Genomic DNA, 24,470 nt, shown 5'->3' on the forward strand with positions numbered 1-24,470 from the left:
CACTTTCGCAGTCAGTCCGCCACTCTTGCCTGGAAGGTTCCCTGAATCAGTCCTCAGAAATCTACGGCTCCAGCCATGTCCTGATCCAATGGTCGCCGTTGCGTGTGAACTGGGCCCGCAGATTCCCGGATCGTCGAATGAACAGCAGATCGAATGTCTCCACGGTACTGACGATCACAGCGAAGTTTTCTCGACCTGCTGCTGATTCCTCCGGCGTTGGAATCCGGTTGCGGATGTTCTCAGGCACGTTGACCGACGGCGAATCCGCAGGCGTCCCGGGGGCCTTTTCAGCCAGAAACGCAATCCGGTTGGTCAGGCTGCTCCCCGCCCATTGTTCTTGAGCAAAGTCATCATCCGTATGCAGCGTGACTGCCCCTTGAACGGTGAGTTGCACACGGCTTTCCGGGTCATAAAACAGCCAGCTGACCCGCGGGTTCTCTCGCAGCTGCAGGAACTTGGGAGATCGCAGGTCGGTATGAACGACGAACTCCGCCGACTCCTCAAGGACGTGACGCAACACGACAATCCGTTGTCGGACAGTTTGCTGAAAGACGTTCGCCAGTACGGGCAGTCGCCAGCCGTGCTGCATGTTTTCGCAGGCGAATGCCAGTTCCCGCCAGACGGCAGCCTGCAGCTCGGGGAGCGCACAGGCTGCAGGGTCGAAATCGGGATCGCGAAAGCCAGGCCACATGTCGGAACTGTCGTTGTTGTTGCGTGTGATCAGTGGGACTTGATCCGCTGCTGCATGACCGCTTCCACTTCGGCAAGTTGCTCCTGCGTGTTCACTCCAAGAGCCTCCTGAATATCGAGAGTGCAGGCGGCCAGCACCTTCTTTCCTTCTCGACTGAGAATCTCCGGGCAGTCGGTCAGGTAGTATTCGCCCTGGGCGTTCTCGGGTCGAACCTGATCCAGGGCGTGAAAGAGATCCGGCCCGTGGAAGGCGAAGCATCCGGTGTTGATCTCAGTGATCTGAAGTTCCTCAGGGGTGGCATCCCGTTGTTCGACGATTCTGAGGAACTCGCCATTTGCTCCCCGGACAATTCGCCCGAGTCCTGCGTTGTTTTCTGTTTTTGCCGTGCCGACAACACAGGCAGCCTGCTGCTCTTCACGCTCGTTCAGGAGCTTTGCGAGAGAAGTGCCCCGCAGCAGCGGAGTGTCGCCGGCGAGAATCAGTACCTGGCCGGTGAAATCTTTCAATTGATTTCGACAGGACATGACCGCATGCCCTGTTCCCAGCTGTTCGGTCTGCAATGCGAACTCGACGTCGGAATGATGTTGCAGAGCCTGTTTGACGAGGTCGGCCTTGTGACCGACCACCAGGATCAGTCGTGACGCTCCCGCCTGACGGGCCGCGTCCAGAACGTATTCCACCATGGGGCGTCCGCAGGCCTGATGCAGGACCTTGGGGGTTTCGGACTGCATCCGTTTACTCTTCCCGGCAGCCAGGATAATGGCGGCGGTTTCCGACATGGGGCGCTCCGTATCAATTGTCGATTGCAGAAATCGTTTCCAGATCCACGGAAACGTTCCCGATGGTATTCGAGAAGCAAGATGGGGAGAAGTCGAGAGCGGGGAGTCCAGAGTCGAGAGCCGGAGAAGCGGCAGTTCCTGGCAACCACCTTCGAAGGCTGCTGTTCCGCGATCCACAAAAATCCGGGAGTTCTCAGTTGAAAGTCAGGGCGAATGCGGGAAGATGCTCCGCACGTGGAATTTGATCCTCCTCCGGAACACTCACAGATGGCCCATTCGCAATCGGATTTACTGGAAGTTCGCTACACCAAAGGCAAAGGCCGCGGGGTCTTCGCCCGCAAGCCCATCGCCAAAGGGACCGTGTTTGAGCGGGTCCCGCTGATCATTGTCACCTGGGACAAGATCATGGATTCAGAACTGGGGCATTACGCATACTGCTGGACCGAAACCAAAGCGGCTCTCGCGATGGGATACGGTTCGCTTTACAACCACAGCTTCAAGCCGAACGCCTACTACGAAGACACTGGCCGTCAGACCAAGATCTTCACCGCGTATCGAGACATCGAAGCGGGCGAAGAAGTGACGATCAATTACAACGGCGATCCGGAAGACCGCACCAACGAACTCGGTTTCGAAGTGCTGGACTGAGCTGATTGCCCGGTTTTAGGAGGAACCACGGAAAGCACGGAAGTCACGGAAAGGGAAGAAAAGAGTTTGAACCGCGAAGTGGGCGAATGAAGCGAATGAATGCCAGCCTAAGGGGCATCAAAACGTTGGTAGAATCGCGATCGGGGACTGGGATCCCGACAGGATTTATTCGTTAGATTCGCAAGATTCGCGGTTCAAATTCTTTCCGTGACTTCCGTGCTTTCCGTGGTTCAAAATCCTCCGGTTTCCCCCCGGAGCCCCGCTGACCCGGGGAGAGCGTTTTCGGCGTTTCTCCTGCCGTTTCTGCCGACGCAGCACCCGACCGGCCACTGGCAGGCGGGTTGCTCTTGCTGCCCTGTCGTCCGCGATGTAGCAATCCATCGCGGTTGCAGATCCTCTTCTGCAGCCACTTCGCTGACCGGCAGTCAAAGGTAGTGTCATGGGCGCTTCCGCTCGTTCCAAAAAAGCTCTTCAGGGTGGAGCGCATCGTTATGTCGACATGTGGGCCTTCCCGGGTGTGCATCCGACCAATATAGAGTTTCTTCAGCGACTGAAGATGGCGGACGACCGTCAGTTCACCGCGAATACCGATGTCTGCGGGACGGTGATGGAGAAGGACATCCAGACCGGTCGCTGGCTCCCGACGCATCTTGTCACCATCCGCACCGATGCCTGGAAACCGCAACCGGAGACTCAGCAGAAGAAGCTGGAACTGCTGCAGCAGGACCGGATGGAATTTCTGCGTCGGCAGATCAAGCAGAATGGAGCACTCAGCACCGCACAGACGGAACGTCTGCACAAGCAGATGATGGCGGATCCGGTAATGAAACTTCGTCCTGACCAGCTGGAAGGCCGACGACTGGTCATGAAGTTGTTCCGGTCCAACGAGAGAGTTCGCTGGGTCGGCAGCCTGGAGGAAATGACCACCCGTGAAGTGCACAACTCACTGGCGAGTAACCGGCCACTGCTGTCGATGTCTGCCTCTCTCGAAGGCCACAAATACCTGACCGATCTCGAAGAGAACTACCGGACGTTTCGCATTCCATCGATCTTTTCGTTTTCGTATTTTCATCTGAAAAAAGAGAGGATGTGGTATGTGAACATCAAGCGGAAATGGATTTCTGTCGGTGCGGACTTTGTGATTGAAGCGGAAGGCCGCAAGATCGGTGACATCGATGGAGCTCTGTTCGGGCTGGGCTACAACGCCCACGTCTACGTGTACGAGCCGGAACTGGCCAAAGAGACGCAGTTCCTCGACCTGCTGACGATGTTTACCACCTCGGTCAGCTACCATGCCTCCATGCGGCGTGCGGTACGCCGGCGCCTGGTCGCCAGCCGCAAAGGCCTGACCGCCGGGCAGATCGTCGAGGCAGAAGAATTCTCGCTGTTGAAGAATCCACGAGCGGCTTGAAACCCACTGTTTCCAAATCGATCAAGAAGGATTTCAAAACCGCGAATTGGACGAATTCAGCGAATTCTCATTGACCCATTCGCGGAATTCGCCTGATTCGCGGTTTCCTTCTTTCTCTTTCTCGCAGAGAGTCTGGGCTTCTCACGTGCGGGACGGAAGAGAAAGTGCCCAGATCGTATTTGCTAAGATTGATGTTTCTCCGGCGTATTGGAAATTTCGGACCGGAGCATTCGTTTTTTTGTGGGAGAGAGCTTAATCTTGCGGTTCCCAGCTTCCGCGGGCGAATGGTTCATCCGTCGCCCGGAGTGGAAGGTGTTTTCACAGGAGAAACGCAAGTTGGCTTATTTGTACAGTACGTCCGCCCAGCAGCGGGAAATGTTGGATGCCATCGGGGTCGAATCGATGGAGACGCTGCTGCGACAGGTTCCCGATGAGCTCCGTTTGAATCGTGATCTCGACCTGCCCCCCGCGTTGACTGAGCTGGAACTGGAGCAGCACGTCCGTCAGCTTGCAGGACGGAATGTGGCCGACCGCGTCTGCTTCATGGGGGGCGGAGCCTACGATCACTTCATCCCTGCTGTCGTGGATGAAATCACGAGCCGTGGTGAGTTCTATACCGCCTATACTCCTTATCAGCCGGAAGCCAGCCAGGGGTCGCTGCAGGCGTTCTTCGAATACCAGTCGTTGATCTGTCAGCTGACCGGGCTCGATGTTTCCAACGCCAGTCTGTACGAAGGGGGAACCGCCGTCAGCGAAGCCGCGTTCATGGCGATGCGGGTGCATAACCGCAATGCGAAAATCGCGATCTCCGAAACGGTGCATCCGGAATACCGTCAGGTGCTGGAGACTTATACACGGGATCTCCCGACAGAGATTGTCACGATTCCCATGAGGAATGGCCGGACTGACCTGGATCGGGCAGCTGAACTTGTTGATGAGGAAACAGCCTGCCTGATCTTCCAGCATCCCAACTTCTTCGGGTGTCTGGAAGACACGGAAGCTCTGTGCACATTGACGAAACGCAAGGGGGCCCTCGCCGTCGTCTCCTTTGATCCGCTGAGCCTGGGAGTTCTGAAACGGCCGGGGGACTATGGAGTCGATATTGCGGTGTCGGAAGGGCAGTCGATGGGCGTCCCGCTGCAGTACGGCGGCCCCTACCTGGGGGTGCTGGCGTGCCGCGAAGAGTATGTCCGTAAGATGCCGGGGCGACTGATCACCCGCACGGTCGACCGCGATGGCAGAGAGTGCTACGCCCTGGGGCTGCAGACCCGCGAACAGCACATCCGTCGCGACAAAGCGACCAGCAACATCTGTACGAATCAGGGACTGCTCGCATTGCGGGCCACGGTCTACCTTTCGCTCCTGGGGCCGGAAGGTCTGAAAGAAGCGTCGGAGCTGTGCTGCCAGAAAGCCCATTACGCAGCTGAACAGCTCTCGACCGTACCGGGGATCGAGCTGATGTTCGATGCTCCGTTCTTCAAAGAGTTCACAATCAAGGTGACCGGAAAATCGGTGGAAGAGGTCCTCGCGAAAGCTGCTCAGGCAGGGTTCGATATTGGTCCGGAATTGAAGTTGTTCCCTTCACTCTCGTCGCAGTTCGGGACGGGAATTCAGGTGGCGGTGACAGAGGCGCGGACGAAGGCTCAGATCGACAGCCTTGTCCAGTCGCTGAAATAACATTTTCAATCCAGGTTTCCTCCGTAGTCCAGCAGCCCGCATCCGGAATCGACAGAAGTTCATCGCCATGCGAAATACCCTTGCCTCTCGGTCTCTCTTTGAAATGTCCGTCTCTGGACGTCGCGCAGCTGTTTTTCCGCCGTGCGATGTCCCGACCCGCCCGCTGGATAAACTGATCCCGGAAGCCGCGCAGGCAACTTCACCGCCGCCGCTGCCTGAACTTTCCGAAGGGGACGTCGTTCGGCACTTCGTCAACCTGTCGACGAAGAACATGTGCGTCGATACGCACTTCTATCCGCTCGGTAGCTGTACGATGAAGTACAACCCCAAGCGGCACGAACGGCTGGCCCGTCTGCACGGGATCGGCGATCTGCATCCGTATCACCGGCCTGAAGATTCGCAGGGGATGCTGCAGATTCTGTTCGAGATGCAGCAGATGCTGGGCGAAATCGCCGGACTTCCTTCTGTATCTCTGCAGCCGGCAGCGGGGGCACAAGGAGAATTTGCTGCACTGCTGGTCGCTGCCGCGTATTTCCGTGACCGTGGTGAGAAACGCACCAAAGTCATCTTCCCAGCGAGTGCTCACGGCACCAACCCCGCGAGTGCAGCCCTGGCCGGGTTCGATTGCGTGCAGATGAGCCCGACCAAAACCGGGTTTGTCGACCTGGAAGAACTCAAGGCCAAGGTCGACGAATCCACCGCCGTGTTCATGGTGACGAATCCGAACACGCTGGGACTGTTCGAAAAGGACATCGCCAAGATCAGCCAGATCCTGCATGACGTCGGCGGTCTGGTCTACATCGACGGCGCGAACATGAACGCCATTCTCGGGATCACGCGTCCCGGTGATTTCGGCGGCGACATGATGCACTACAACGTGCACAAGACCTTCACGGGCCCGCACGGCGCCGGGGGGCCGGGATCCGGTCCGATTGCGGTCCGTCCGTTCCTTGCCGATTACCTTCCGGGACCGGTTGTGACGAAGGATGATCAGGGGCAGTATCACCTGACGACCCCGGCCAAGTCGGTGGGCCGCGTCCGTTCGTTCTTTGGAAACGTCGGCATCCTGATGCGGGGTTATTTCTATCTGCGAACGCTGGGAGCCAAGGGGCTGCGAGACGTTTCAGAACACGCACTCCTTAATGCCAACTACCTGCGGGCGAAGTTGCGGGACGTCTTGCCGGTTCCCAATGGCGAATACTGCATGCATGAGTTCGTCGCTTCCGCCAAGAAGCTCAAGGATGAAAAAGGGATCAGCGCCATGGAGATCGCCAAGCGTCTGCTCGATTACGGGTATCACGCTCCGACGGTCTACTTCCCGCTGGTGGTTCCGGAAGCTCTGATGATCGAGCCGACCGAAACGGAATCGCGCGAGACGATGGACGCCTTCGTTGAGACGATCAAGAAGATCGTCGCGGAAGATCCGGCGATGCTCCGCGAAGCTCCTCACAACACCCCGGTCCGTCGTCCGGATGAAGTCAGCGCAGCCAGAAATCCAGTGTTGAAGTGGACGGCGTGCGTGAAGGATTAAAATCCCGGCAAGGCACAGCCACAATGAATAAATGTGAACCACGGAAGTGACGGAACCCACGGAAGATCAGTTCAGAGGATTGAATCCGTGATCAGCCCCAGACTTGTCGGTGATTGTTCTTTGTTCAGATTGGATGTGTGATTGCCCAGGAGAACGGGATGTCATCCGATGCTTCAGCGACTCGCCATAAATTCATCGCAGAGGTGATCGGAACATACATTCTGGTGTTCGCTGGGACCGGGGCTGTGGTCGCCAATCAGGTCTCCGGCGGGGAGATCACACATGTGGGGATCGCCCTGACGTTCGGGTTCGTCGTGATGACTCTGATCTATACGATCGGAGATATCTCCGGGGCTCACATCAACCCCGCGGTGACGATCGGTTTCTGGGTTGCCAAACGCTTTCCCGGAAAGCTCGTTCTTCCATACGTGCTCAGCCAGTGTCTGGGGGCGATTCTTGCCAGTGCCACGTTGCGGTTGCTGTTTTTCGAGAACCCCGGACTCGGGGGCACGCACCCTGCCGGACCGTGGTGGCAATCCTTTATTCTGGAGCTGCTCCTCACTGCCATTCTGATGTTTGTCGTCCTGAACGTGACCACCGGCAGTCAGGAGAAAGGGTTGATGGCGGGAACAGCCATCGGTTCGTTGATTGCCCTGGAAGCGATGTTCGCCGGCCCGATCAGCGGGGCCTCGATGAACCCGGCACGATCTCTGGGCCCTGCCCTCGTCAGCGGACAACTCTCTTCAATTCTGATCTATTTAACCGCACCCGTCCTCGGAGCTGCCCTGGGAGTATTGGCCTTTCACAGCGTACGGCCTTCAGTCCCCCGGTAGGGTCCGCTGTGCGGACCGGTCAAATTCAGTTGATTGTCACGATGATATCACTCCTCGTGTTCAATCGCGGCGAGTCAACTTTCAACGTCGCGGGACTAGTTTTTCGGAAGCAGAAAAGGGGCCGCATCTTGTCTGAAAATCCATTGCTGTCGATCTGGACACGTCCCCGAGCGACCATTCGGAAGATCATCGAGAATCGACCGGGGCATGAAGTCCTGATCCTCGCGGGCATCGCAGGAATTGGTGAAACGCTGAACCGGGTTGCGAAACGGGGGGCCGGTGACCACCGTTCGCTGGAGACGATCCTGCTGGTCTCGCTCATCCTCGGTCCCTTCGGCGGGATGTTCAGCTTATGGTTCTATTCTCATTTCGTCCACTGGACCGGAAAGTGGATTGGCGGAAAAGCACCGCGTGAATCGCTATCGGCAGCCATTGCCTGGGGTGGAGTCCCGTACATTGCAAGTGTCTTTCTGTGGATCCCCATGTTGCTCATCTTCGGATCTGAGCTTTTCAAGTCAGAAGCTCCAAGGATCGAAGCAGACCCCACACTGAAGTCATTGTTGTTTGCAATCACACTGCTGCAGCTGGCTTTGTCCTTCTGGACTTACATTTCCGTTTCCAAAACCGTGGCTGAAGTTCAAGGTTTTGTCTCTGCCTGGCGCGGGTTTGCGAATCTGCTTCTCGCGTTCCTGGTCGTCGTCGCAATCATCATTCTGGTTGTGGGGATCCTGTTGTTGCTTCTCTGATCGATCATGAATTTGAGAAACTTACGATCAATGTGGATTTCAACGGAGCACGAGTCTCGCAATTGAGAGTGAACGTTTTTAGACGCATCAATGCCAAAAACACTTGGGGTTATCAATGGATCCTCAATCCTTGCAGGCGATTGTGCGGTTTTAGTGCTGAAGATGACATTTAGCGCTCGCGATGCAAAATTTCCTGCCGATGAAACTTCGCGTTTTTCCAACGTTGGAGTGTGTGACGGCGGGGACTCCAGATGTTAAAACGTCGTACTGAAACAGTGTGAACGGAAGAGTCGCTTCTGGTCGTCGTGGAAAAGCTGTTGTCCCGGGAGCGTCGCTTCGTATGCAGTTTTAACAGTCCCGGACACAGGCCGATGCGTTTGCGTACCGTCAAGATGCCTGTGTTGAATGCAACGTCAGGCTGAATTCATGGACCACTTGGATCGACGAGAATTTGTGACGGGAGCAACGCTTCTGGCAGCAGTGACCACCGCAGGACTACTCTCACGAAATCAAACCCTGGCCGGAGATCCGAGTTTCATGAACAACGTGCCTGATCCCGTCGCATCTGGAAAAGAACTCCCCACTTTCAAATTCGAACTCGAAAAGTCCGAAGGGAAAGTGGTGGGCAACAGCTTCGGCAAGGAAGCGACTATCGAACAGCTCCCGATTTCAAAAGGGATTGCCGGTGTCTCGATGCGGCTGGAACCGGGCGTGATGCGGGAGCTGCACTGGCATGCCACTGCCGCTGAATGGGCGCTTGTGCTCAACGGCCGGGTGAGGACGACGGTGATTTCTCCGGACGGATCAGCGGAGATTAACGACTTCGACCCGGGCGACGTCTGGTATTTTCCACGCGGGCATGGACACGTCCTCGAGTGCCTGGGGAATGAGCCGTGCCACTTCATCCTCATTTTCGACAACGGATATTTCTCCGAGTTCGGCACGTTCAGCATCTCGGACTGGATCGGTCACGCCCCTCCGGAGCTGCTGGCCAAGAATTTTGGAGTTCCCGCTGAGACGTTCAAAACGTTTCCGAAGGAAGAGGTCTATTTCGCCAAGGGGGCGATTCCTCCCGAGAAACCTCAGCCCACCCTTCACGGCCTGCAGCCGCCGGCGCTCACTCACAAGTATCAGTTTCTGTCCCAGCCTCCACACGGAACGTTCAAAGGGGGGCGGGAATGGCGGGTCGATTCTTCCAGCTTTCCCATTTCGACGACAATTACTGGAGTCGTCCTGGATCTGGAGCCGGGGGCGTTGCGTGAGCTGCACTGGCATCCGACCGCGGATGAATGGCAATACGTCATTTCAGGCGAGCTGAGCGTCACGATGTTCGGTTCGCACGGTCGATTCCGTACAGAGACGCTGCACGCGGGGGATGTCGGGTACATCCCGCAGGGATATGGACACTCCATCGAAAATGTCGGCAAGACGACAAGCCGGATCCTGATCGCCCTGAACACGGGAACGTATGAGAAGATCGACCTCTCGCAATGGATCGCTGGCAACCCCGTTGATGTGCTCGCAACGAACTTCAATCAGCCGGCAGCGGTCTTCGAGAAGTTCCCGAAGTCCGATGTGTTTATTTCACGATAGACCGGTTTGGACGGAAGCATGTTGATGAAGCGTCTTCATCGATTGAACACCTTTGAGCTTCGTTGAAGCAGGCAGGCATCATGGATCATGGACTGACGTGGCACCGAATTCAGTTCGCGTTCTCCGTGACGTACCACTATCTGTTTCCACAGCTGACGATGGGGCTCGCCCTGTTGATCGTGGTGATGAAGCTGCTGGCTGTTCGCAGGAACGATGAACACTTCAACCAGATCGCCAGGTTCTGGGCACGCATCTTCGGCCTGAATTTCGTGATGGGAGTGGTGACCGGGATCCCGCTGGAGTTTCAGTTCGGCACCAACTGGTCCCGTTTCTCCGCTTATGCCGGGGAAGTTGTCGGGCAGACGCTGGCGATCGAAGGGGTGTTCGCGTTCTTTCTGGAGTCGACGTTTTTAGGGCTGTTTCTGTTCGGTGAAAAGCAGCTCGGCCCCAAACGCCATCTGGCGGTCGCCATCGCACTGATGACCGGGGCCTGGATGTCGGGGTACTTCATCATCGTCGCCAATGCCTTCATGCAGCATCCGGTCGGGCATCGTGTGGGCGAAGATGGGGTGCTGCATCTGGAGAGTCTGTCGGCGTTTCTTCTGAACCCGTGGGCCATCTGGCAGTACATCCATAACATGCTCGCTTCGGTGGTCACGGCTTCGTTCGTCGTCACAGCGGCGGGGGCCTACTGGACGCTGATGAACATGTTCAAGGATCAGGCTGCTTTGTGCCTGCGGATTGGAGTCATTTCCGGCCTGCTTTCATCGGTACTCGTCGCGTTTCCAGCAGGTGATGTCCATGGAAAGATGGTCGCCACACATCAGCCAGTCACGCTCGCTGCTATGGAAGGAATTTTTGAAGGTGGGCCGTACGCGGAACTGGCGATCATCGGACAGCCGAACCTGGCCAAGGAGCGGCTCGAGAATCCGATTGTCGTTCCCGGAATGCTCAGCTTTCTGGCGTATGGAACTTTCGGAAGCACCGTGCATGGACTGAACGATTTTCCGAAGGAGGAATGGCCGGACAATGTCGAACTGCTCTATTACTGCTATCACATTATGGTCGGTCTGGGGACCATGTTCATTCTCGTGATGGGGCTCTCCGCGTACCTGCTGTGGCGAGGGAAGTTGATGCAGTCGCGGCTGATGATGTGGATCCTCATGCTCGCATTTCCATTCCCCTACATCGCGACGACAGCGGGCTGGTGGACCGCGGAACTGGGGCGTCAGCCCTGGGTCATCTACGGTCTGATGCGAACGGCCGATGCCGACTCCCAGCACGTCAACCCGGGTGACGTCATCTTTACGACACTGGGATTTGCAGGACTTTACCTGTTGCTGGGTGGTCTGTTTGTGGTGAATGTCCTGAAAGAACTCAATCGCGGTCCCGCACCAGCTCACCACTGAAAGAACAACATGGAAACGACCTGGTTTGTCATCGTCTGGGGCATGCTGGCGATTTATGCGGTGCTCGATGGTTTCGATTTCGGCGTCGGCATTCTGCATTTCTTCGTCGCGAAATCCGATGCGGAACGACGGACGGTGCTCTCTTCGATCGGTCCCATCTGGGACGGCAATGAAGTCTGGCTCGTCGCTGCGGGTGGGGTGCTATTCGCGACCTTTCCTCGCATGTATGCCGTGACCTTCAGCGGCTTCTACATGGCGCTCATGATCGTTCTGTGGCTCCTGATTCTCAGGGGAGTGGCGATTGAATTTCGGGTTCATCAGGAAAATCTTCTCTGGAGACAGTTCTGGGACGGGATCTTTACGGTCGCTTCCGCGCTGCTGGCGCTGGTGATTGGGACGACGCTGGGGAATCTGGTGCGTGGAGTTCCGCTGAATGAAAAGGGACTCTCGGGAATGCCGCTCTTCACCAACTTTCTTCCTGATGGCAATGTCGGCGTCTTTGACTGGTACACGCTGCTGGTCGGCCTGTTCACGCTCATGGCACTGGCTGCACACGGGGCACTCTTTCTCATCTGGAGAACGACGGGCCCGGTGCAGTCCCGGAGCCGCACCTGTGCGTATCAGTGCTGGCGTGGAACGCTGGTTCTGTGGATTGCCGTCACTGCAGCGACCGCCTGGCTGCGCCCTGAGGTCTTCGGCAACCTGATCGCTCGACCGTGGTCACTCATCCTTGTTGTGCTGGCGCTGGGAGGCTTCGGCGCCATTCGTTACGCATTGAACCATCACAAGGAACTGCCCGCGTTTGCAGCTTCGTGCGTGTTCCTGCTCAGTCTGCTTTCCACAATCGTCGTCGCGACCTATCCAGTCTGGTTGAGATCGACCGTCGATTCCGCGTTTCATCTCACCATCTCGAACACTTCTGCAAGCGAATTCGGTTTGAAGACCGCGATTGGCTGGTGGATGCTCGGAATCAGTCTGGCCATTGGGTACTTCGTCTTCCTGTTCTATTCGATCCGGAGGAAAGTCGAATCCGAAGATTACGGAAGCCTGCCATCTTCCGAGGCTCCCGGGCAGCTCCAGTAAGAGACGCTGCGTGATGGGCATTCGCTCACATCTGCACGTGGCGGGCCTGCCGCGTGGGCAATGACCCCGGCCGCTTCTCGCGGGGTCGGGCGGGAGGCAGGTCAAACCGTCTGAGGAAAACCGGCATGTCCTCGCGTCCCCCCTGCGTGTAGTCCTGCCAGATCGTCTGCGCGACAAGTTCCTCTGCGACGCCCTTCTCCTTCGTGAGGAAGTCGAAAAGGAGCTCAGCGAGTCTCGGCAGCGGGATGCCGTGCGTCTTCCGTTCAGTCTGATACAGCCATTCCGCGAGTTGCCGGAACGACCAGAATGGAGAGGCTCCGTTACTCCAGATTAACGGACGGGTGCGGATGAAATTCCCGCTGTTGGCGATCAGATCCCAGTATCTCGCAAACCTGCGCATCTGATGAATTTCATCGAAGGTCAAGCTGCCGGTCGAGAGAATCTCATAGGGAGGCGACGGGCTGTAGATCATGTGGAACGGTTCATCGTGACGCACGATGGGAGTTCCGCGAAGTCGCTTGAGCAGCCCGACCTGAATTTCCTGCGGTTCGAGCGACACCAGACGATCGAATCCCCGGGCGAAGCTTTCCAAATCTTCGCCCGGCAGCCCGACAATCAGATCGGCGTGAATATGCACGCCGGTTTCTGTTCGCAGGAATCGAAAATTCTCCTCCAACCGGTCGTTGTCCTGCCTGCGACTGATGAGAACTCCCACGTCATCGTTGAACGTCTGCACCCCGATTTCAAACTGCAGCGACCCCGCCGGGAACTTCTGAATCAGTTCGCGTAATGATGCAGGGAGTCGATCCGGAATCATTTCGAAATGCAGAAACAGGTCCGGCTGATAGCGGTCCAGGAAGAACTGCAGAATCGCCTGGCTGAACCGCAGGTTGAGGTTGAACGTGCGGTCAACGAACTTGAACTGCCGGGCACCACGGTCCAGCAGGAGTTGCATCTGTGCGAGAAACGTCTCCAGCGGGAACGTCCGCACCGGGATCTCCAGAGCGGACAGACAGAATTCACACGTAAACGGGCAGCCCCGGGAGGCTTCCACGTAAATCACGCGATGCGCAATGTCTTCTTCCGAGTACAGTTCGTAAGGAAGAGTGATCTGATCCAGCGGGGGGATTCCTGCTGAATGAAATTTCTCCGACGGCGCACATCTCTGAAGGATCTTCTGACACAGTTCTGTGAATGCGTGATCCGCTTCCCCGCTGATGACGTAGTCCGCCAGTTCGACGATCTGCTGTCCGGCAGCTTCGTAGCTGACTTCAGGCCCTCCCAGAACGATCGTGATTTCCGGGCAGAGCCGCCGGAGATCGGCAACCAGCCGCGTCAACGGTTCGACGTTCCAGATATAGACTCCCAGGCCGATGATGCGAGGACGTTCAGCCAGCAGCTGCGCGAGGACGTCGACGCTGTTGTCATTGATCCCGAATTCCATCAGCCGGGTCTGTTCCCGCAACGGCCCCATGTTCGCCAGAAGATAGCGCAGCCCGAACGCTGTGTGGCAGTAACGGGCGTTCAAGGTGGCCAGGACGATCTCAGACATCAGTGCGACTTCAGGGAATGTGTTGCCTGAGTCGACTTTAGCTGGTTCCCATGGAAAGAAACACCCAGACCGTGGTGTGCGTGTTGCCTGGTGTTAGTTCAAGTCGTGATGGCGCTGGGAAGAATTGTCATTGGTCATTTCTCAATTGTCATTTGGCCAGTGAAGTATCCCAGCAGGAGTTGCCCCAATTCCCAATTCCCAATTCCCAATTCCCAATTCCCAATTCCCAATTCCCAATTCCCAATTCCCAATGACAAATGACAAATGACAAATGACAAATGACAAATCCTTTCCTCAGACAATATTCATTCCCCACCAATCCCGGCGTGATCTCGCTCCTACAGCCGGTTCGACTGTTGTTCCACGCACCATTGAATCGCTGCGTCGATGAACTGCAGCACAATGGAATCCTCCTCGATCTCCTGCGGGCTAATGAAAAAGCCGACTCTGCGTTCCGGCGCCGTGCGGTCGAACATCGCTTCACCGCGATCAAACCCGAACAGGACCCACTGGTTTTCACTCCCCTGTATGCGAGCGATCTGATGTGCATCTCCTGCGGGGCGAGCCCAGCCCATGTGGCGTTTCATCTTCGGCGGAAAAAGGCCTAGCGTCTGGTTGTCCAGGCCAGCTGCGAGGGGATGGCCGGGCTGCACGAGATCGAGATTGGCGGCGGTGGGGACATAAGAAAAATCGGTTCCGAGTTTGTGACCAGTCATTCCCATCACCCGAAATCCAGCGGGTTCCAGACAGATGACCGGGATCTTCAAGTCGGCGATTCCGGAATCCCGGAACCGCTGCTCATCATCTCCATATTCAAAAACGGAAATGATGATGACGGCACAGTCTTCCATGTCCTCGGGACTCAACTCTGGAAGCGTCCTGATCTTCACGGATAACGCCGATTGCCACAGTCGGTTGTCAATCAATCGGTCCCCGACCAGTCGATTGAATTTGTTCCAGCTGACGTACTCCTTGGTAGAAACGACAAGAAGGGCTGTCCCATAGCGGCTGGGGTTTCTCAGGAAGCTGTCCTGTGCGACGGTGGAACAATATCCTTCCGCGACATCCAGCATGGCCCCATCGCTTCGTCGCAATACACTGACTGCTCCTTCCGCGACGCGGACGTGAGTGAGCTCAGGCCGTGTCCCGATCGCAAATCGAGATGTGCGGATTTCAGTATCCGAATTGGGAGTCCGCAGGCTCCAGGACAGGTCACGTGGATTTTGTGTCGCGTCGACTTCGGCGAATCCGGAGAGGAGTTCGGGGCGTCCCTCATGCTTGAATGCGAGTTCAGAACGAGGTCCCAGTTGGATCCTGGCGGAGTTCGGCAGCCGAATCAGGGCTTCTCCGCCCGAAGGAACACGCAAGGCGTCGTTGGCAACAATGTCCATCCCGGCTGATGCGGGAAATGACAATCCGTTTCGCTCCACAAGCACACGTGACGTGATTCCGGTGAGGGTCGCCACGACTGCGCCGGGCGCTTCTCCCCCGGCAGGGGCGGGTGTTGCTGGTGAATGGGACGCGGCCGGTTCCCGCAATTCGCCATTCCTGGTTGGCAGGACCCAAAGGGCCAGCGTGACGGCCATGGGGACCACCAGCGCAACGATGGCCAGCGGGAGCCATTTGCTGAGGGTATTGCGAGCGGGGACTGCTGGAAGCAATTCAGAGATCAGATCAGGCTGGGGGAATGCCCCTCGTCGCACTTCCCACTTCAGCCCTGAGTGAATTGTCAGGCAGGTGAGAAAGTATGCACGGGCCGAATCATCAGTCGCGATGGACTGCTGCAGTTCAGCCATTTCGGCGTCATCAAGCAGTCCTTCGCAGTAACGTTCGACCAGCTCACGCAGACGTGTGGATTCCTGAAACGGGGCGGGGATCGATGTCATGTTGCACGCCATTCCGCGACGCGGCGGGTGATGCAGTGGTAAAGGAGTGCTCGTGTTTTACGGAGCAGTTTGTAAAGAACGTTAAGCGTTTTTCCCTCGAGTTCCGCAGCCTCCCGAGGGGTTGTCTGGCCGTCGTAACACCGCAGGATGATCCGCCGATTTTCCGCAGGGAGGCGCTGAACGCATTCCCGAAGTGCCTGATGCAACTCTTCGAGCTGGGAGTGATTTTCGATATGAGACAAGGCAAGTTGTTCCAGGACCGATTCTTCAAACAGGACCTGATGGTTCTGCTTTTTGCGGACGTGATTTCGCAGATGTCCGATGGCGATTCCGCAGGCCCATTGAACGAAATCGCCATCGGGGCGAAACTGGTCCCAGCGTTCCCACAATGTCAGGCAGGTTTGCTGAAAAATCTCTTCAGTCTCCACCCACTGGGGGACGGCCGACGCGACAAAGCGATAGATCCTGTGCTGATTCGACAGAAACAGGTCGACGAATTGCCGCTGCTCCACCGGGGCTTCTGGAGAGTTCACGGGTGAAAACGAAGAAGTTGAGATGGATGAAATGAAGGTCTCCGCCTGCGAAACACCATGACGCCGAGGAGCTGAAGGCTTTGGTCTTTGATTCTTCATCTGGGTATTGTCAGTCTGATTGCAAACTGGCCAACAAAATCGAAACCTGACTCAGAAAACGGAAGAACAAAGAAATTTGAAGATTTTTGGCAACTTTTGAGCCTGACACACAATACCTGACAGCATTCAAATTCTCGCCCCTTGGGATCATCGCCGGATCTGCAGAAATGAACCAGGCGCAAGTGTTTGCGATTTTTGAGACCTCAACGGCCCTTTCATTGCACGTCCCTAAAAATTTCTTTCTTATGTGGAGTCGAAGTTCATGAAACATGGTCTCGACCGCAGGGCCTTCACCCTGATTGAGCTACTCGTGGTGATCGCAATCATCGCGGTGTTGATTGCCCTGCTGCTCCCCGCCGTCCAGCAGGCGCGGGAGGCGGCGCGACGGAGTCAGTGTAAAAACAACCTTAAGCAGATTGGCCTGGGACTACACAATTATCACGACACCCATAGCGTGTTTCCTCCTGGATTTGTCTACGAGTCCATGACCTGGCCGTCGATCCCGACGACGAAGACAAACTGCTGGGGCTGGGGAGTCTTCCTGTTGCCGTTCATCGACCAGGCACCGCTGTATGTGTCGTTGAATCCCCAGGGAGGGAACTTGCCGGCAGCCAACACGACGACCCGGACCTTCCTGCCGGTTTACAACTGTCCGTCCGATGTGGGTGAGAAGATCAATCCGAATTTCCTGAGTCACGGTAAGTCGAACTACCCGATCTCTGTTCGCATCTCACACCAGAATACAAATCGGCGAATCCGGGACATCACTGACGGAACCAGTGCGACGATTCTGGCCGGAGAACGAGCTCGCGTTTATGCTGACGGGGGCCGGAAGAGCCTGGGAGGAATCTGGCTCGGAATGCACTACGACACGTCGACGGGTTATTCAGGCCAGGCCAGACACCCCATCAATACGAACTGGGTCGGAACTGCCGCTAATTTCAGTTCCACCTCTGCGACAAGTTCCTGGTCAGGCGACGGAAATAATACGCGCGATGCCTGGACCAGCCTGCATGTTGGTGGAGCCCATTTCCTTCTGTGTGACGGCTCGGTCCGATTCCTCAGTGAGAACATCCAGACTGACCCCACAGCAGCATCTACAGCAACCGGCAATTATCTTTATCAGAATCTCTACAATTATTCCGACGGCAATCCGGTCGGCGACTTCTGATCGCCATCATCAGGTGAAGGTTACTCCTGAAAGCTTTTCGGTCTCGAATCAACGTCTGGCGGAAAAATGAAGATACGACGAGCAGGACTGCTGGGGATGATGTCGATGTTATGCGTTGTCCTGGAACTGAATGGCTGCAGTTCTGAGAGCGGTCCGCAGCGATATCGTCTCAGTGGAAACGTGACCTATGACGGAAAGCCGGTTCCATCGGGAAGGATCGCATTGAGTCCGGATGGGAGCTCCGTGGGAGCCGGGTATGCCCCAATTACTGAAGGTCGATACGACACGCAGATCGATGGCAGAGGCCATCTTGGCGGTCCGCATACCATCACCATCACAGGCAGCGATCTTGAATTGATCGACCCCAAGGTCCCTGATCTGGGAACCCGCCCCCTGTTCCCCAACTACGAAATCAAATTGGACCTGCATCACGGAGCAGAGAAACGTGACTTCGAAGTCCCGGTGACCAAGTAGCCCCAATCTGTCGTTATTCGGTGCTCAGTGGAGACTCCGCGGGTCCCGCAATGACCTCGCCGTCGGTGTTAAATCGGGATCCGTGGCAAGGGCAGTCCCAGGTCTTTTCGGGGCCGTTCCATCTCACAACGCAGCCCATATGGGTGCAGATGGCTGAACAGCTTGAGAGAGTTCCATCCGGGTGTCGGTATACGGCGCGACGCTTTCCGTCAACTTTCAGCACGCAGCCTTCGCCCGGGGGAATCTGATCCAGGTCCGTTCCTCGAACTCCTTTCAAGTACCCTTTGAGCAGGTAATAAGGATAGTCTGCATTCTCAGTGAGATACCTCCAGGTTCCTCCCCGGATCTTTTTGCGTCCCACATGCAAAAGGTCGGACCAGGGATTGTCTCGTCCCAGAACCCAGTCGCACGCCATGATCCCGGCGAGTGTCCCGAATGTCATTCCGTTGCCGGCATACCCGGTCGCTGCGAACTGGTGATCGTTTTCGGGGCCGATAAAGGGGAGGTCGTCGTTGGTCTCGATGACCTGACCCGACCATCGATGATCCACGTGTGCACCGGGAATCAGCTGCTCGAGGAGAGTCTCGAGCCGTTGATAGCGGATGGCGATCTCCTCTTCACTGGCTTGTCCGGTCTTATGATCTTCTCCCCCCAGAATTGCGTAAGCCTGACCCTCGTGCGATTGCACTCGGAGATAGTAATACGGGTCTGAGGTGTCGTTATAGCTTCCGGCGGGGAGTGACCCGGGCGGGATCACCGCGCCGACGGCGTAGGTGGAATATGCTGCCAGTTTGGTTTGAAGCATCGCTGCCGAAACCACTCCCGCAACACCCGCCAACGGGACGTGCGTCGCGATCACCAGTCGCTCGCAACTGACCTCGAATCCATTGACCGTGATGGTGAGCGGATCGTTCCTGGCTTCCGTCATCTCGCTGTGACAGTAAACTTCGCTACCCCCTCCATGAACGGCAGCAGCAAGTCCGGAAAGGTATTTGATCGGATGGAAGAGAGCCTGATCGGAATAGCGGACCGCAGGGAGTTCCCGCAAGGGGATCGCGTCCTGATAGGTCGCTTCAAAGCCCAGCTCCTGAGCGAGTCTGGCTTCCTCCTCGAGCTGTGACGAATCGAATTCTTCGCCGGTGAACGGCGCGCTCAGGAACCCGGGGACTCTTTGAAACTGGCATTCGATCCCCTGCTCCAGGCTGATCTGCTCAATCGTGTCGATGGCCAACCTGCCAGCCAGCCAGACAAGTCTCGCCTCATCTTTTCCGAACTTCTTCGTGAGTTCTTTCAGCCGCGCATCGGTGACGTAAACCAGATGGGCCGTCGTATGACCGGTTTCGTGATCTCCGATCGACCCTTTCTCAAACACTGCGACAGTTTTTCCTGCCTGTTTGAGCAGATACGCTGCCGTCAGTCCCGTGATGCCGCCGCCGATCACCGCAACATCGAAGCGGGCATTTTGATTTAACGAGCGGAACTCGGGCCGAGGCTTATCAAGCCAGACAGATTCACTCTGAAGTTCTGCGAGATTCATCATTCACCTCATCTTTCAAACAGTGATCAGCCTGCCCGGGTCTCACCACCGAGGACCGTCATGATTTCTCCGCTGATGTAGCTCGAATCCGCTTCGGAGGCGAAGAAGACGAAGGCTGGAGCAACTTCTTCCGGTTGGCCGGGGCGCTTCATCGGAGTGTCTGCTCCGTGCTCGGCAACCTCTTCCGCAGGTTTGGAGACAGGTTGCAACGGAGTCCAGATCGGTCCGGGTGCGACACAGTTTACGCGGATTTCCCGCTCGGCAAGGTTCTGGGCCAGCGACTTCGTAAAGGCGTGAATTGCCCCTTTTGTCGAGGCGTAATCGATCAGCGTTTTATTCCCTTCGAGTCCGGTAATGGAACCGGTGTTGATGATGGTTGACCCTTTTTTCAGATGAGGCAGCGCGGCTTTCACCATGTAAAAGTAACCGAAGATATTCGTGCGGAACGTCAGGTCCCATTCTTCATCGGTGATCTCTTCTGGCGACTCATGTGTTTCCTGATAGGCTGCGTTGTTGACGAGGACGTCAAGTTGTCCGAACTCCTTGACGGTTTTCTCGACAGCTTCGCGGCAGAACTGCGGATCGGTGACATCTCCGGGAATCAGCAGTGCCTTCTGTCCTTCTTCCTCGATGGCCTTCTGCGTTGCTTCGGCGTCGGACTGTTCTGCTTTCAGGTAGACGATCGCGACATTGGCTCCTTCTCTCGCGTACAGGACCGCGACCGATTTTCCGATTCCCGAATCGCCCCCGGTAATGAGTGCGACTTTCCCCTCGAGTTTTCCCGATCCACGATAGAGTGGAGCTCGAAAGCGGGGCACCGGACTCATGGCCGAATCCAGTCCCGGCTTCTTCTGTATCTGGGGCGGGAGAGGTGACTTCGGTTCCTTTTGTCGGGTCGCCATGACAAGTGTCCTTTCGATGTCGTTCGCACGGATGTGCGTGAGCGGAGAAACCGGCCCAGGGACGGTCCGCGAGCGCGAGCGGGCTTGCATCTTTGATGCTTGATGCACTGACTCCGGAGGATTCAGCGAAGCATTTCCTGTTCCTCGTCGCTGGGACCTCAGACCCTGAGCCCCGGGATTCGACAGAAACTGGCCTGCAAAGGAGGATCGCAGAATCGAGAAGACAAAAAGGAGAATCCCGGAGAGAATGGACGTGGTCCATCAGCAGTCAGGGAGCGCGCCTGCCGACCAGCGCGCACGCTCAACTTCATCATGCGGGATTGTTCTCTTCGAGACGGACTCATCACACTTTTTTGAAGTGTGTCGCAGTCTGAGGCTGAGAGCAAATCTCCCTGAATCGCCGCCACACTCTCCTGAGACCGGGGGGCCTAGAGCGGTTTTGCAAATAATCTATTACGTTCCGCAGGCGATAATATGGACTTTCATGCGGTAAAAACCCGGAATCGCCTGCACATGATAGACCAAACTGGTCTAGCGGATGCGCTGCATGCGATCGAACTGCGGATAAAACGGCAGGGTGTAGCGTGGATAGTCTTCCACCTTGACCGGCCTTCCCTGTTGCTGGGGATGACGTCGAGGATCAGGCTGTTCGTAGTGATAAGTGACCGGAAATCCGCGGCCCCCATTCAGGAATGGAATCCCGTGCGGCCAGTAGATCCAGAACGCCTTTCCGACGAGATACTTTCTCGGAACCGCTTCGTTGCCGAGGCTCCACATGCGGCTGTCGTTGCTCTGCGGGCTGTTGTCCCCGAACGCCAGAAAATGTTCGGGACCGATTTCCATGGTCCTCTCCGCGACCTGATCGGAATGCCGGGAATAGATCTGGCCCCACGCTTCCGGGTCATCCATGTTGCGGGTCAGCTCATGTTCGAGATATTCGTAGCTGCGGCCGGGGAATCCGACGCGGTAATACATATCCCGTTCCAGGAACAGCTGGGAGACGGTGGCTGAGAGGCCCCGTGCGGCGATCCCGACCGGGGTGAGGTCACGGTCGGTCGGAAGCGTGTTTCCGGTGGCACCCGACTCGTTCAGGAGTGCCCCTTTCTTGAAATCGATCAGGGAGTTGTTGACCCACAGACAGAGCCGCTCATCAACGTTGGCGAATGAAATGTCGTACGTCCCACCGACGCGGACGGGGGTGGGGGCGCGGGCGAGTTCCACAGTGCGTTCATTCATCTGGGAATTGACTTCTTCCAGCACCGCCTCTCCGCTGGTGACGGCGATCCGGCATCGATACCACGATGTCCCCTCGCACAGTTCAAGCAGCAGCTCGCCGTTTTCATCGGCAGCTTTGATCTGGACCTCGAAGTTCAACGTCAGATCCGGGACCCAGTACGGCCCGAAGTCCACTTCATCGGCCACGCGGGCATCGGCAGCGTGATCACCGATGGTGGCGTTATATCCGCAGAAGTCACCCACCAGTCGGGCGTGCGGCTGAAGTGGAATCTCCTGGCGGAAGGAACGCCAGTCCTCGGGCATGGCAAAGAAATGCCGGTACCGCAACCATGCAGTTTCCCGGCTCTGCTCCTGAGTGATCGTGTAGGTCCGGTTCTTGCGGTCGGCCTGCCATCCCTCTTTGGTCTCTTCCCAGCCGGGGACCAGTCCGACTTTCCCCGCGGTCACTGCTGCCCAGCGTTCCGGCCAGCCAGCCTCGACCAGCTTGGCGGGATAGTCCTGATCGTCGTAAACCGGAATCTGGAGAATGCGCTGCTTCTCGGGAGTCTTTCGCAGAATCTTTTCATCACCGTCTTCCACGCGGTAGAGGTTCCCGTTGCGGATGCGGAGCGTTTCATTCGGAAGGCCGACAAGCCGTTTGATGTAGTTGGTCTGCGGTTCCGAGGGATACTTGAAGACGAACACGTCCCAGCGGTGCGGTTCCCCGAACTCATACGGGAACTTGTTCACCAGGATTCGGTCCCCGTTGAACGCGAGGGCGTCAAACAGCTGATCGTTCTGAAATCCGCAGTTGGGACAGATGGCCGCCCGCAGCCGTGAATCCGGTGCGAGGTATCCGATCTCAGCAATCACTTCATGGCTCGCTCCGACGACAATGTGGTGACCACACGCCGAGCAGTTGGTTTCCTTATGTCTCCCGTACAGAGTGGGAGCCATGGAACCGGTCGGGATGACGAACGCTTCCGCTTCGAAGGTGCGGAACAGGAAGGCCAGCACGAAGGCAAACAGGATCGATTCGACAGTGTCCCGCGTGCTCTCCCTGGGCTTCGGGGGCGCGGCAGCTGGCTCTGCAGCTTTGGCGGCCTTGGGAGCCTCCACGGGCTTCTCTTCGATTTTCGACATCGATCCTGCTCTCACACCAGTTGAACTTCATCCCGGTTCATCCAGATTGAAGTATAGATGCTGGCTGTGAAAACCAAAACCGGTAGGCCGAAAGTTGTTCCGCAGAGCAGTTGGGTCGTGTCAGTGAACAGATTCTTCCGGCCGACGCCATTTCAATGGGGCCACTTCCCCAATCATGAATGGATAGGTCAGCACGCCAGCGACCAGGATGAGGGAGGCGGCTGCAAATGCCGAGGAATAGGTGCCGCTTTCCCGGACGAGCCAGCCGGTCAATGCCGGTGAAATCGCCCCTCCGATGTTCCCGATCGCGTTCTGAATTCCTGTCCATTGCCCCGCTGCTTTAGGGCCTGCCAGCGTCTGGGTCAGTGCCCAGGCGTTCGAGGTGTACAGTCCCAGTGAAGCACACGCCAGGCAAAGCAAAACAATGCAGACCCTCGAATCGGGCGAGGCCATCGCGGCATACATGAAGATCGCACACAGCAGGAAGCCGCCGATCAGAAATCCCTTTCGAATGCGAGTGGGACTTGCCCCTCGCCGGATCCAGGAGTCGGACAGCCAGCCTCCGAAAATGGCAGTGGCTGCCATCGCAGTGAACGGCATCGCTCCGAAGATCGCCATCGATTCCTTGGAAAAGCCTCTCGCTTTTTCCAGGTACGACGGGAGCCATGACAACAGAAACGCCCAGGTGTATCCCAGGCTGAAAAACCCCAGGGACGTTCCCCAGACTTCTTTGCGAGCCAGCAGCTGAGACCATCCGACCGTGCCCAGCTTCTCCGAGCGGACGACTGCTCCTTCTGATTGAGAGGGAGCAAACCAGAACCATAGCGGCAGCCAGAACAGGCTTCCCAGGCCGATGACGTAGAAGAGAGCCCGCCAGCCGTAGTTCGCGACGACCAGCCCGCCGAAGAGAATGCTGAGCGCGGGTCCAAGCTTCGTGGCTGCATCGATCAGTGAGTTCGCCAGACCGCGCCGACCTTCATCGAAGTGCATCACAATAAACCGCGATGTTGCCGGATACGCCACGCTTTCACCGAATCCCAGAACGAGCCGAAGGATCAGCAGCATTGTGAAGTTCGAAGAGAAGCCCATCAGGATGGTCGCCACGGACCAGATCAGAAAGCCGGCAGCGTAGACCCACTTCACTTTGAACCGGTCAACGATCCAGCCGGTGGCGATCTGGGACAGCGCGTAGCTCCAGAAGAATGCTGAAAACAGCAGTCCCATCTGAGCGTCGTCCAGTTGGAACTCCGCAGCCACATCGGTCTTCACGATCGACAGGCTGCCGCGATCGACATAGTTAATGCCGATTGCCAGAACAAGCAGCAGGAGAAGCACTGTCGATGGGGAGAGCTTGAATTTCATCGGGACTCGCGGAGGGGGAATCAGTGGTGCGAAACGTATTCGTCACGAAGAATGGCGACCTGAGTGGAGTCCTCCCTTTGAGTCCGGGTGCTGTGAATTGACCCTTTCACAAGATGCGGTGAAGTGGTCATGAATTCAGCGTGCCCGCGGAATTTCGGCGCATGGTATCCGGTGGTCGATTTAATATCAGCCTGC

General features: G+C 56.8%; 20 protein-coding genes. 11 read left to right on the forward strand and 9 right to left on the reverse strand.

The annotated features are described in order from the left end of the window. Positions 1-61: 61 nt before the first annotated feature. Both SH661x_RS10525 and SH661x_RS10530 read right to left on the reverse strand, forming a co-directional pair. The gene (locus SH661x_RS10525; RefSeq protein WP_437230710.1) at positions 62-691 is read right to left on the reverse strand and encodes a pyridoxamine 5'-phosphate oxidase family protein; all 630 of its coding nucleotides are present in this window, start codon (positions 689-691) and stop codon (positions 62-64) included. A gap of 29 nt (positions 692-720) precedes the next feature. Then, a complete protein-coding gene (locus SH661x_RS10530; protein ID WP_437230712.1) occupies positions 721-1,470 on the reverse strand; it encodes an NTP transferase domain-containing protein in 750 nt (249 codons plus the stop codon). A 213-nt stretch (positions 1,471-1,683) separates the two neighbouring features. Between SH661x_RS10530 and SH661x_RS10535 the strand changes: the two genes are divergently transcribed. From SH661x_RS10535 to cydB, 9 genes are all read left to right on the forward strand, one after another. Then, positions 1,684-2,118 carry an SET domain-containing protein gene (locus SH661x_RS10535; RefSeq protein WP_437230714.1) on the forward strand — a complete coding sequence of 145 codons (435 nt, stop codon included), beginning with the start codon at positions 1,684-1,686 and terminating at the stop codon, positions 2,116-2,118. A gap of 439 nt (positions 2,119-2,557) precedes the next feature. Then, complete coding sequence (locus tag SH661x_RS10540; protein ID WP_437230716.1) at positions 2,558-3,529, forward strand: hypothetical protein; 972 nt, start codon at positions 2,558-2,560, stop codon at positions 3,527-3,529. Between the two features lie 336 nt (positions 3,530-3,865). Then, entirely contained in the window at positions 3,866-5,206 is a 1,341-nt protein-coding gene (gcvPA, locus tag SH661x_RS10545; RefSeq protein WP_437230718.1) for an aminomethyl-transferring glycine dehydrogenase subunit GcvPA, read from the forward strand. 67 nt (positions 5,207-5,273) lie between these two features. Further along, on the forward strand, positions 5,274-6,737 hold the full coding sequence (gene gcvPB, locus SH661x_RS10550) for an aminomethyl-transferring glycine dehydrogenase subunit GcvPB (RefSeq protein ID WP_437230720.1): 1,464 nt from the start codon (positions 5,274-5,276) through the stop codon (positions 6,735-6,737). A gap of 158 nt (positions 6,738-6,895) precedes the next feature. Further along, complete coding sequence (locus tag SH661x_RS10555) at positions 6,896-7,570, forward strand: MIP/aquaporin family protein (RefSeq protein ID WP_437230722.1); 675 nt, start codon at positions 6,896-6,898, stop codon at positions 7,568-7,570. A gap of 128 nt (positions 7,571-7,698) precedes the next feature. Further along, a complete protein-coding gene (locus SH661x_RS10560) occupies positions 7,699-8,316 on the forward strand; it encodes a Yip1 family protein (RefSeq protein ID WP_437230724.1) in 618 nt (205 codons plus the stop codon). A 426-nt stretch (positions 8,317-8,742) separates the two neighbouring features. Further along, positions 8,743-9,909, forward strand: a complete 1,167-nt coding sequence (locus SH661x_RS10565) for a cupin domain-containing protein (RefSeq protein WP_437230726.1) — start codon at positions 8,743-8,745, stop codon at positions 9,907-9,909. Between the two features lie 80 nt (positions 9,910-9,989). Further along, the gene (locus SH661x_RS10570; protein WP_437230728.1) at positions 9,990-11,318 is read left to right on the forward strand and encodes a cytochrome ubiquinol oxidase subunit I; all 1,329 of its coding nucleotides are present in this window, start codon (positions 9,990-9,992) and stop codon (positions 11,316-11,318) included. 9 nt (positions 11,319-11,327) lie between these two features. Then, a complete protein-coding gene (gene cydB, locus SH661x_RS10575) occupies positions 11,328-12,401 on the forward strand; it encodes a cytochrome d ubiquinol oxidase subunit II (protein WP_437230730.1) in 1,074 nt (357 codons plus the stop codon). Between the two features lie 25 nt (positions 12,402-12,426). Here cydB and SH661x_RS10580 read toward each other — a convergent pair whose 3' ends face one another. The 3 genes from SH661x_RS10580 to SH661x_RS10590 all read right to left on the reverse strand — a co-directional run bounded on the left by SH661x_RS10580 (position 12,427) and on the right by SH661x_RS10590 (position 16,372). Further along, positions 12,427-13,953, reverse strand: a complete 1,527-nt coding sequence (locus SH661x_RS10580) for a DUF4080 domain-containing protein (protein ID WP_437230732.1) — start codon at positions 13,951-13,953, stop codon at positions 12,427-12,429. 338 nt (positions 13,954-14,291) lie between these two features. Then, positions 14,292-15,839, reverse strand: a complete 1,548-nt coding sequence (locus SH661x_RS10585) for a FecR domain-containing protein (protein ID WP_437230734.1) — start codon at positions 15,837-15,839, stop codon at positions 14,292-14,294. Then, positions 15,836-16,372, reverse strand: coding sequence for a sigma-70 family RNA polymerase sigma factor (locus SH661x_RS10590; RefSeq protein ID WP_437230736.1), 537 nt, complete (start codon positions 16,370-16,372; stop codon positions 15,836-15,838). The genes SH661x_RS10585 and SH661x_RS10590 overlap by 4 nt, the downstream gene beginning before the upstream one ends. 361 nt (positions 16,373-16,733) lie before the next feature. Between SH661x_RS10590 and SH661x_RS10595 the strand changes: the two genes are divergently transcribed. Both SH661x_RS10595 and SH661x_RS10600 read left to right on the forward strand, forming a co-directional pair. Continuing rightward, positions 16,734-17,642 carry a DUF1559 family PulG-like putative transporter gene (locus SH661x_RS10595; protein ID WP_437230738.1) on the forward strand — a complete coding sequence of 303 codons (909 nt, stop codon included), beginning with the start codon at positions 16,734-16,736 and terminating at the stop codon, positions 17,640-17,642. Positions 17,643-17,708: 66 nt separating this feature from the next. Continuing rightward, positions 17,709-18,116, forward strand: a complete 408-nt coding sequence (locus tag SH661x_RS10600) for a hypothetical protein (RefSeq protein WP_437230740.1) — start codon at positions 17,709-17,711, stop codon at positions 18,114-18,116. 13 nt (positions 18,117-18,129) lie between these two features. On the opposite strand, the gene SH661x_RS10605 is transcribed toward SH661x_RS10600, so the two are convergent. The 4 genes from SH661x_RS10605 to SH661x_RS10620 form a co-directional block, all read right to left on the reverse strand. Further along, positions 18,130-19,656: an FAD-dependent oxidoreductase gene (locus SH661x_RS10605; protein WP_437230742.1), complete on the reverse strand. Its 1,527-nt coding sequence runs from the start codon at positions 19,654-19,656 to the stop codon at positions 18,130-18,132. 23 nt (positions 19,657-19,679) lie between these two features. Then, on the reverse strand, positions 19,680-20,555 hold the full coding sequence (locus SH661x_RS10610) for an SDR family oxidoreductase (protein ID WP_437230744.1): 876 nt from the start codon (positions 20,553-20,555) through the stop codon (positions 19,680-19,682). Between the two features lie 531 nt (positions 20,556-21,086). Continuing rightward, entirely contained in the window at positions 21,087-22,913 is a 1,827-nt protein-coding gene (lepB, locus tag SH661x_RS10615; protein WP_437230746.1) for a signal peptidase I, read from the reverse strand. Between the two features lie 120 nt (positions 22,914-23,033). After that, entirely contained in the window at positions 23,034-24,275 is a 1,242-nt protein-coding gene (locus tag SH661x_RS10620; protein WP_437230748.1) for an MFS transporter, read from the reverse strand. Positions 24,276-24,470: the final 195 nt, after the last annotated feature.

Source organism: Planctomicrobium stercoris (assembly GCF_051465655.1).
In the GTDB taxonomy this organism is placed as follows: domain Bacteria; phylum Planctomycetota; class Planctomycetia; order Planctomycetales; family Planctomycetaceae; genus Planctomicrobium.